The organism is Actinomadura sp. 7K507 (assembly GCF_004348425.1).
In the GTDB taxonomy this organism is placed as follows: Bacteria; Actinomycetota; Actinomycetes; order Streptosporangiales; family Streptosporangiaceae; genus Spirillospora.
This window is the reverse complement of sequence record NZ_SMKK01000402.1, coordinates 1-4,540: the sequence shown is the minus strand read 5'-3', so window position 1 is coordinate 4,540 and position 4,540 is coordinate 1. Positions and strand designations below refer to the sequence as shown.

The window sequence follows — 4,540 nt, the reverse complement described above, 5'->3', positions numbered from 1 at the left end:
GCTCGGCGACGGTGGGGCGTGCTGCCGGGTCGTTGCTGAGGGCTCGGGTCACGAGGTGGCGAAGGTCGTAATCGAGGCTGTCCAGGCGTGCCTTGTCGTGGATGGCGCCGGAAAAGGGGTCGCTGCCCGTTGCGGCGAATGCTACGACGCAGGCCCATGAGAATACGTCGGCTGCCGGAGTGATCGGGCCGCCATGGATGTGTTCGGGGGCCTGGTAGGCGGGGGTGCCGAAGTATTGGCCCGCGCGTGTGGGATTGTCACGGACGGGTGCCTTGGCGATGCCAAAGTCAATGACCCGCGGGCCGACGCCGGAAAGGATGACGTTCGACGGTTTGAGGTCCCGGTGGACAATGCCCGCATCGTGAATGGCGGCTAGGGCGCTGGCGACGCCAACGGCCAGTGCGGTGAGATCTGAACCGTGGAGGGGCCCGGTGTCGGTTATGGCTTCTTTGAGTGTCGGGCCGACGATGAATTCAGTGACCACGTATAGCGGGTGGCCGTCGAGTGCGGCGTCGAGAACGGGTGCTGTGCAGAACGGGCGGACTTTGCGGGCTGCGGCGACTTCACCGCGTAACCTGGCGCCGAAATGCGGGTCGTTGGCAAGGTCGGGATTGATGACCTTGATGGCGACCTGCTTTCCGTGTTCGGCTTCGGCGAGGTAGAGGGTGCCCATCCCACCTTGGCCGAGACGGGCGGTGATGCGGTAGCGGCCGAGACTGCGGGGGTCACTGCTGTGCAAGGGGTCTGTCATGCGCGGCTCCCGAAGGTCGGCCGGGTAGTCGCACAGAGCGTAGCGCTGAGGTTCGCGCTCAGGGTGGGATTTGGGTGACAGAGTGGTTTTCTGTGGACAACAGGTGCTGTTAGCTGGCCAGACGCTAACGGCGTAGCTGATGGACCCGCCTTCGGCGTAGAGCGTCGTGGCTCGGGCTGGGTGACTGTCCCGTCTCCCGCAGGACGGCCGGGCTTCAGGACGAACTGGCCGGCCTCGCCACCACGCTCGGCGTGCCCGCGGAAGCGCTCGACATGGACGCGCACCTGCCCTGGTCACTCGGGCGGGAGGAGCCCCCCGGGGCCCAGCCCGGGCTTCCGGACGGTCATCCTGGCGCTGGCCGAGAACTTCTTCCGCGGAGGACTGGAGCTGATCGTCGACGAGACGGTCCCGGTGCTGCGCCGGCGCGGCCTGTTTCGCACCGAGTGCGAGTCCGCCACCCTGCGCGGCAACCTCGGCCTCCCCGGGTAGACGCTTCCCCGGGGTGGCCGGGTGGCCGGGTGGACGCTCTTCAACCGGCAGTTAGCTTAGGCTAGCCTCATATTGTGCTTTCCCCCGTGCGGAAACTGCCGCTCAAAGCCCCGGCGCAGACGGACGGGCCGCGCGGTTCCGGGCACCCCCGTCGCCGTCCCCACCGGTGGTGGCTGCCGTTCCTCGTGGCCGCGCTGCTGCTGACGGTCATGGCCAGCCTCGCGATCGGCGCCGGGGACGTCCCGCTCGGCCGGGTGCTGCCCGGCGTGTTCTCCCCGGACGACGAGTCCCGGCCCGAGCTGATCGTGCACGAGCTGCGGCTGCCCCGCACGCTGCTCGGGATCGCGGTCGGGACGGCGCTCGGGCTGGCGGGCGCGGTCATGCAGGCGCTCACCCGCAACCCGCTCGCCGAGCCGGGCCTGCTCGGCGTGAACGGCGGCGCCGCGCTCGCGGTCGTCGTCGTCATCGGCGCGTTCCGGGTGGACGACGCGCTCGTCTACGTCTGGGCGGCGTTCGCCGGGGCGGCGGGCGCCGCCGCGCTGGTCTACATGATCGGCGCGCGGGGGAGGGGCGGGGCGTCGCCCGCGCGGCTCGTGCTCGCGGGGGCCGCGGTCAACGCCGTGTTCGTCGCGCTGACCGCCGGCCTGATGCTGCTCACCCCGCAGAACTTCAACAGCTTCCGGTTCTGGCAGGTCGGCTCCCTCGGCGGCCGGGAGCTGTCGGTCTTCGTCCAGCTCCTGCCGTTCATCGTCGCCGGGATCGCGCTGGCGCTGCTGCTCGCCCGCCCGCTGAACGCGCTCGGCATGGGCGACGACGCGGGACGCGCTCTGGGGTCGAGTCCCGGGCGGACCCGCGCGTTCGGGGCCCTGGCGATCGTGATCCTGTGCGGCGCCGCGACGGCCGCGGCCGGTCCGATCGTGTTCCTCGGGCTGGCCGTCCCGTTCATCGTCCGGACCATGGTCGGGCCCGACCAGCGGCTCGTCCTGCCGTACTCGCTGCTGCTCGCGCCCGTCCTGCTGCTCGGCGCCGACATCATCGGCCGCGTCATCACGCCCGGCGAGCTGGAGACCGGGATCGTCACCGCGTTCCTCGGCGCCCCGCTGTTCGCGCTGATGGTCCGGCGGGGGAGGATGCGCGACCTGTGAAAGGCGTCATGAGGACGAAGGTCCTGCGGGCGGGCGCGGTCTCGGTGCGGTGGGAGCCGCGGGCGGCGGCGGTGTGCGCCGTGCTGGCGACGGTCGCGGTCGGCGCCGCGATCCTCGTCGTCGGCTCCGGGGAGTTCCCGATCTCGCCGCCGGAGGTGGTGAGCGCCCTCATCGGGCAGGGCGACCGCGCCACCGAGTTCATCGTCACGACCCTGCGGCTGCCGCGCGCCGTCACCGGCCTGCTCGCCGGGCTGGCCCTCGGGCTCAGCGGCGCGATCTTCCAGAGCATCTCCCGCAATCCGCTGGGCAGCCCCGACATCATCGGTTTCACGCAGGGGTCGGCGACGGGCGCGCTGCTGCAGATCCTCGTGTTCGGCGGGGGCGCGGTCGCGATCACGGTCAGCTCGGTGGCGGGCGCGGTGCTGACCGCGCTGGGGGTCTACGCGGTCGCCTACCGGCGGGGCGGCGGCGTCCACGGTGTCCGGCTGGTGCTGATCGGCGTCGCGGCGGCGGCGATGCTGCAGGCGCTGAACTCCTACCTGATCACCCGCGCCGAGCTGCGCGAGGCGTACGAGGCGGCGTTCTGGCTGACCGGCAGCCTGAACGGGCGGGACTGGGACCAGGCCGTCCCGCTCGGCATCGCGCTGGCCGTGCTCGTCCCGGCGGCGCTGCTGCTCGCCCGCCCGCTCGGCATGGGGGAGCTGGGCGACGACGCTGCGCAGGCGCTCGGCGTGGCCGTCCAGCGGACCCGGGTGCTGCTCACGATCGCCGGCGTCGGCCTCGTCGCGGCGGCGACCGCGGCGTGCGGGCCCGTCCCGTTCGTCGCCCTGGCCGCGCCGCAGCTCGCCCGGCGGCTGACGCGGCGTCCCGGCGCGCAGCTGCTCCCGGCCGCGCTGACCGGCGCCGCGCTGCTGTCCGCGTCCGACCTCATCTCGCTCCACCTGCCGGTCGCGATGCCGGTGGGCGTCGTCACCGGCGTCCTCGGCGGCGCCTACCTGGCCTGGCTGCTGTCGACCACCGCCCGGAAGGGGACGACATGACGAGGTTGCGCGCGGACGGTCTCACGCTGGCGTACGAGAAGCGCATAGTCGCCGAACGCCTCGGGGTGAGCATCCCGGACGAGTCGTTCACCGTCATCGTCGGGCCCAACGCCTGCGGGAAGTCGACGCTGCTGCGGGCTCTCGCCCGCCTCCTGCGTCCCCGCGAAGGGACGGTCTTCCTGGACGGCGACCCGATGGGCGACCTGCCCGCGAAGCGCCTCGCGCGGCGGCTCGGGCTGCTGCCCCAGTCGCCGCTCGCCCCGGACGGCATCACGGCCGGGGACCTCGTCGCCCGCGGCCGGTACCCGTACCAGGGCCTGCTGCGGCAGTGGTCGCGCGAGGACGAGGCCGCGGTCGGGGACGCGATGGCCGCCGTCGGCGTCACCGACCTCGCGGACCGCGTTGTGGACGAGCTGTCCGGCGGGCAGCGCCAGCGGGTGTGGCTCGCGCTCGTCCTGGCGCAGCAGACCGGGATCATGCTGCTGGACGAGCCGACGACGTTCCTGGACATCGCGCACCAGATCGAGGTGCTCGACCTGTGCGCGCGCCTCCACGAGGAGGGGCGCACGCTCGTCGCGGTCCTGCACGACCTGAACCACGCCTGCCGGTACGCCACGCATCTGATCGCGATGCGGGACGGTGAGGTCCTCGCGGAGGGCCCGCCCGCGGAGATCGTCACCGCCGATCTCGTGGAGCGCGTGTTCGGCCTGCCGTGCCGCGTCATCCCGGACCCGGAGACCGCGATGCCGCTGATCGTCCCGGCCGATCGGCGGCGGGCGTTGACGGGTAAAAACCCCTGAATTAGGTTAGCCTTACCTAATTTGAGGGGAGTGGCGTGTCCGATTCAGGGCTGACCTGGGAAGAGCTGCACACCGCACTTGCCGAGGTGCTGGGCGAGCACGCGGAGGCCGGCGACAACCTCATCGAACTCGGGATGGACTCGATCCGGCTCATGCGGCTGACCGGCCTGCTGCGCCGCCGCGGCGTCGAGATCCGCTTCGCCGAGCTGGCCGAACGCCCCACGCTCTCCGGCTGGTGGGACCTGCTCGCGGAGAAGGGCCAGGTCGAAGAGGCGGCGGGCCCTGGCACCCCCGCCCCCGCCGCCGATCTCGCCC

General features: G+C 72.3%; 5 protein-coding genes. 4 read left to right on the top strand and 1 reads right to left on the bottom strand.

Annotated features, from left to right (window positions below):
- The coding region (locus tag E1285_RS43365; RefSeq protein ID WP_243723464.1) for a serine/threonine-protein kinase at positions 1 to 673 on the bottom strand (673 nt) is incomplete at its 3' end.
- A gap of 641 nt (positions 674 to 1,314) precedes the next feature.
- On the opposite strand from E1285_RS43365, the gene E1285_RS43355 reads away from it, so the two are divergent.
- The 4 genes from E1285_RS43355 to E1285_RS43340 all read left to right on the top strand — a co-directional run.
- Entirely contained in the window at positions 1,315 to 2,385 is a 1,071-nt protein-coding gene (locus tag E1285_RS43355; protein WP_243723463.1) for an iron chelate uptake ABC transporter family permease subunit, read from the top strand.
- Positions 2,386 to 2,393: 8 nt separating this feature from the next.
- Positions 2,394 to 3,425 carry an iron chelate uptake ABC transporter family permease subunit gene (locus tag E1285_RS43350; protein WP_132160734.1) on the top strand — a complete coding sequence of 344 codons (1,032 nt, stop codon included), beginning with the start codon at positions 2,394 to 2,396 and terminating at the stop codon, positions 3,423 to 3,425.
- Positions 3,422 to 4,225, top strand: a complete 804-nt coding sequence (locus E1285_RS43345; RefSeq protein ID WP_132160733.1) for an ABC transporter ATP-binding protein — start codon at positions 3,422 to 3,424, stop codon at positions 4,223 to 4,225. The genes E1285_RS43350 and E1285_RS43345 overlap by 4 nt, the downstream gene beginning before the upstream one ends.
- A gap of 35 nt (positions 4,226 to 4,260) precedes the next feature.
- A partial coding sequence (locus E1285_RS43340; protein WP_243723462.1) for a phosphopantetheine-binding protein occupies positions 4,261 to 4,540 on the top strand: 280 nt, incomplete at its 3' end.